This is a genomic window from Dolichospermum sp. LEGE 00246 (genome assembly GCF_015207865.1).
In the GTDB taxonomy this organism is placed as follows: Bacteria; Cyanobacteriota; Cyanobacteriia; order Cyanobacteriales; family Nostocaceae; genus Dolichospermum; species Dolichospermum heterosporum.
Window position 1 is genome coordinate 1 of the sequence record NZ_JADEWA010000494.1, and the last position, 3,933, is coordinate 3,933.

4 protein-coding genes and 1 pseudogene are annotated in these 3,933 nt (G+C 39.8%); 2 read left to right on the plus strand and 3 right to left on the minus strand.

Features of this window, described 5'->3' with window-relative positions; all coding sequences use genetic code 11:
* Nucleotides 1-41: 41 nt before the first annotated feature.
* Nucleotides 42-1,559, minus strand: a complete 1,518-nt coding sequence (gene malQ / locus IQ228_RS22785) for a 4-alpha-glucanotransferase (protein WP_193964539.1) — start codon at nt 1,557-1,559, stop codon at nt 42-44.
* Between the two features lie 152 nt (nt 1,560-1,711).
* On the opposite strand from malQ, the gene IQ228_RS22790 reads away from it, so the two are divergent.
* A complete protein-coding gene (locus IQ228_RS22790; RefSeq protein WP_027400873.1) occupies nt 1,712-2,146 on the plus strand; it encodes an NUDIX hydrolase in 435 nt (144 codons plus the stop codon).
* A 101-nt stretch (nt 2,147-2,247) separates the two neighbouring features.
* Here IQ228_RS22790 and IQ228_RS22795 read toward each other — a convergent pair whose 3' ends face one another.
* Together IQ228_RS22795 and IQ228_RS22800 are read right to left on the minus strand one after the other, a co-directional pair.
* Nucleotides 2,248-2,805 (minus strand): 6-aminohexanoate hydrolase, encoded by a 558-nt coding sequence (locus IQ228_RS22795; RefSeq protein WP_193964541.1) that lies wholly within the window; start codon nt 2,803-2,805, stop codon nt 2,248-2,250.
* Nucleotides 2,802-3,038 (minus strand): hypothetical protein, encoded by a 237-nt coding sequence (locus IQ228_RS22800; protein WP_027400875.1) that lies wholly within the window; start codon nt 3,036-3,038, stop codon nt 2,802-2,804. Before IQ228_RS22800 ends, IQ228_RS22795 begins: the two co-directional genes overlap by 4 nt.
* Before the next feature lie 168 nt (nt 3,039-3,206).
* Between IQ228_RS22800 and IQ228_RS22810 the strand changes: the two are divergent.
* Nucleotides 3,207-3,752 (plus strand): annotated as a pseudogene (locus IQ228_RS22810) (RidA family protein); the annotation flags it as partial.
* Between the last annotated feature and the right edge of the window lie 181 nt (nt 3,753-3,933).

A 3,933-nucleotide genomic window follows, 5' to 3' on the forward strand; every position in this document is an offset into this window, starting at 1 on the left:
TGTGTATAAGAGACAACTCCCCCAACTCCCCCAACTCCCCGTCACCTATCACCTGCTTCCCTATAAGCGCGTCCGCAACGGAAAGTGAGAGTTTTTAGGCGATCGCTTAAATCTGGCGTTAATACCCCCGATTGGTAACGCCACTCCCAATTTCCCACTGCTGTACTGGGAAAATTCATCCGGGCTTGAGTCCCCAAACCTAATACATCCTGCAAAGGTATAATTGCTTGATTGGCAATAGAACTCAAAGCTAACCTAATTAAATCCCAGTTTATACCATCTGGACTGATACAACCCAAATACAACAATAGATTTTGCTTTTCGTAATCATTTGCAGCATTAAACCAGCCTACAGTCGTATCATTATCATGAGTACCAGTATAAACTACAGCATTTCGTGTGTAGTTAAAGGGTAAAAAAGGATTACCGGGATCAGAACCAAAGGCAAACTGCAATACTTTCATCCCTGGAAACTCAAACTGATCTCGCAGTGCTTCCACTTCTGGCGTAATAATTCCCAAATCCTCCGCCAAAACGGGTAACTTACCCAAATGCTTTCTAATTGCCTCAAATAAAGCCACTCCAGGTGCTTCAATCCATTCGCCATTCATGGCAGTCGTTTCTCCCTGGGGAACAGCCCAATAAGCCTCAAAACCCCGGAAATGATCAATGCGAATTATATCCACATAATCCAGCATCGCCTCAAAGCGTAATATCCACCATTTGAAATCTTGTTTTTGTAATTCTTCCCAGTTATAAACCGGATTTCCCCATAATTGACCAGTAGCGCTAAAGTAGTCCGGTGGAACTCCCGCCATTAAAGCCACTTCTCCCGTTTCTGCATCTAAAGCAAAAATCTCAGGATTAGCCCACACATCAGCACTATCATGGGCTACATAAATAGGGATATCACCAATAATCTCTATCCCATTGTCATTAGCATAGTTTTTCAGTTCTGACCACTGCCGGAAAAACTCATATTGAACAAACTTGTAATAAAAAATCTCCTCTGCTAATTCTTTTTCCATCTGAGCTAAAACTGCTGGTTCACGCTTTGCCAATTCTGGTTCCCAACTGTACCAGCTTGCACCATTTTGGATATCTTTAAGAGCCATAAATAGCGCATAATTATTTAACCAATAGCCTTTATCAGCACAAAACTTAGCAAAAGCTTGTTTTTGAGTTGAATTTGCTTTAATTTTAAAATCCTCACAAGCTTTAATGAGCAGATTGACCTTGACAGGGATCACCTCATTAAAATCTACCTTATCTATAGTAAAATCTGGTAAATCAGCCAAATCTTCGGCAATTAACAAACCCTCCTCTAACAACTTTTCTGGACTAATCAAAAAGTAATTTCCAGCCATTGCGGAGTAGCACATATAGGGAGAATTACCGTAACCAGTCGGGCCTAGCGGTAAAACTTGCCAATATTGCTGCTGACTATTTTTGAGAAAATCAATAAACCGATAAGCTTCCAAACCCAAATCCCCAATACCAAACCGACTGGGGAAAGAAGTAGGATGTAGTAAAATACCACTTGATCTAGGAAAAGGCATATTTAACCTGAAATATAGGAAAACGTAATTTTTTATAAATCACGCATCGAATTTATCATGCCATAGCCAGCGTTGACTGTTCTGATTCATGAAGAAATAGAAACAAGAGTAAATAATTAATCCAAAATCTAAAATCCAAAATCTAAAATTTTATGACTTACAGAAATCCTGCACCCACCGTTGATATCATTATTGAATTAATTGATAGACCTCATCGCCCCATTATCCTGATTGAAAGACATAATGAACCATTAGGTTGGGCGTTACCCGGTGGTTTTGTTGATTATGGTGAATCGCTGGAAAAGGCGGCAATTAGGGAAGCAGAGGAAGAAATAGGTTTAAAAGTAGAATTAGTCGAACAGTTATTAGTGTATTCTGATCCTAAGCGCGATCGCCGTCAGCATACGATTAGTATTGTTTTTTTAGCAACTGCTACGGGTGAACCTTTAGCGGGTGATGATGCTAAGAGTTTGGGTATTTTCTCGCCTTGGTGTGTTCCTGGTAATTTGTGTTTTGATCATGACCGGATTTTGCGGGATTATTGGCAATATAGAAATTATGGGATTCGTCCGAGGTTGGGGGTTTGAGATTGGAATGGGTTTCGCGCAAAGTCGCTAAGGAGCAAAGACGCAAATTCAGAGGAAGAAGAAATATGTAGGGGTAAAGCACAATGCTAAACCCAAGCTGTTTAATTTCCTGACTGTCTCAACAGATAGTCTAAAACTCGGTCAATTCGTTCCAATGCTGCATTAGTTGTCAATTGATATTCCTGAAACTGTGATTTCTGTTCTTCATAGTTTCGATCAAGTTTTAACATTAATGCTTCTAATCTTTCAGTTCTTGCCTTTGTTTCTTCTATCTCACTACCTGCTTTGTTAAATAGGCGCTGAGTATGAAAGATAAACTCATCAACTCTGCTTGATAATTGGTCAAGTTGTGTCTGAGTGCGGTCTTGTTTTGTACCTAACTCATCCAACATGATTTGAGTGCGGTCTTGTTTTGTACCTAACTCATCCAACATGATTTGAGTGCGGTCTTGTTTTGTACCTAACTCATCCAACATGATTTGAGTGCGGTCTTGTTTTGTACCTAACTCATCCAACATGATTTGAGTACGGTCTTGTTTTGTACCTAACTCATCAATCCGCCGATTAGCTGATTCAGCATAGGTAGCGGCTGAGATCAGTAGTTGACGAATGGTAGCAAATTCAGTTTCCACGCGGTCAAGTCTTTGTTCTGTAGTCATGTTAGTTCTTTTTGTTTTTGGTGTTTGCGCTTCGCTATGGCATCACTGATAAGTATTTTTACAATTTGGCTCATTGAGCGTTTTTCGTTTTTCGCTGCCGTTGATATTTCTGCATAAAGCTTTAAATCATCCTCATCAGTGAAATATATGTTTAGTCTTTTTCCTTCAGGCATAATGGCAATGCTGGGTATTTCTATGCTTTCATTTTCTCTTGATTTTCCTTTTTTTGTCATGCAGTGTTATATAGTGCTATCGTAACACCATAATTATTGATGAGGCAATATTGCCATCACCTGTACTTTAACGATTAGACATCTGGTGAAAATTAAATATGCGTGGCATGAAACCCCTGTAGAGACGTTCCATGGAACGTCTCTACAATCTTTACCGGAGATGTCTATTTAACCGGCGCGAATATTTATGGTGCAACCTTTAAAAATGCCGACCTCACAGGTGCGATAATGCCAGATGGAGAAGTTTACAAAACATCTATAGATTTAGAATTCGGTAAACCAGAAACACCATTAACAAAAGAGCCAAAAGAGATATATATGACTCGTAAAGTAATCCGTACCGATAAAGCCCCTGCACCAGTTGGACCATACAATCAAGCAATTCTCGCTTCTGGGCAAATGTTGTTTGTAGCTGGACAAATTGCCATAGATCCCCGTTTAGGTGATGTTGACTACACCGAAGATGTAGTCAAGCAAACTGAACAGGTAATGAAAAATATTGAAGCTATCCTGACAGAAGCAGGGGCTACATTTGCCGATGTGGTAAAAACTGGTGTATTCTTAGCTGATATGAATGATTTCGCCGCTGTAAATGCGGTTTATGCAAAATATTTTTCCGAAGATACCGCCCCTGCGCGTGCTTGTGTGGAGGTTTCCCGTTTGCCTAAAAATGTGTTGGTAGAAATTGATTGTATTGCTGTTATTGGTGGTTAATTATCCTGTGGGGTAGAAACAGCTAGATAATTTCTACCCATAACTATCCTTATCTTACTGTTTGTCTAAGTCTTCAATAAGTTGATCAACAAAATCCCTTAACCGTTGCGGCCAGTCAGGGACGGTTTTAATTTTCTCCCTTTGCCCTTTCCGACCTTTAAAACAAATTGGTTGAGCGTCT

Bases quoted from the DNA above. Each gene is read 5' to 3' on its own strand.
- malQ (WP_193964539.1), bottom strand. From the start codon at position 1,559: ATGCCTTTTCCTAGATCAAGTGGTATTTTACTACATCCTACTTCTTTC.
- IQ228_RS22790 (WP_027400873.1), top strand. From the start codon at position 1,712: ATGACTTACAGAAATCCTGCACCCACCGTTGATATCATTATTGAATTA.
- IQ228_RS22795 (WP_193964541.1), bottom strand. From the start codon at position 2,805: ATGACTACAGAACAAAGACTTGACCGCGTGGAAACTGAATTTGCTACC.
- IQ228_RS22800 (WP_027400875.1), bottom strand. From the start codon at position 3,038: ATGACAAAAAAAGGAAAATCAAGAGAAAATGAAAGCATAGAAATACCC.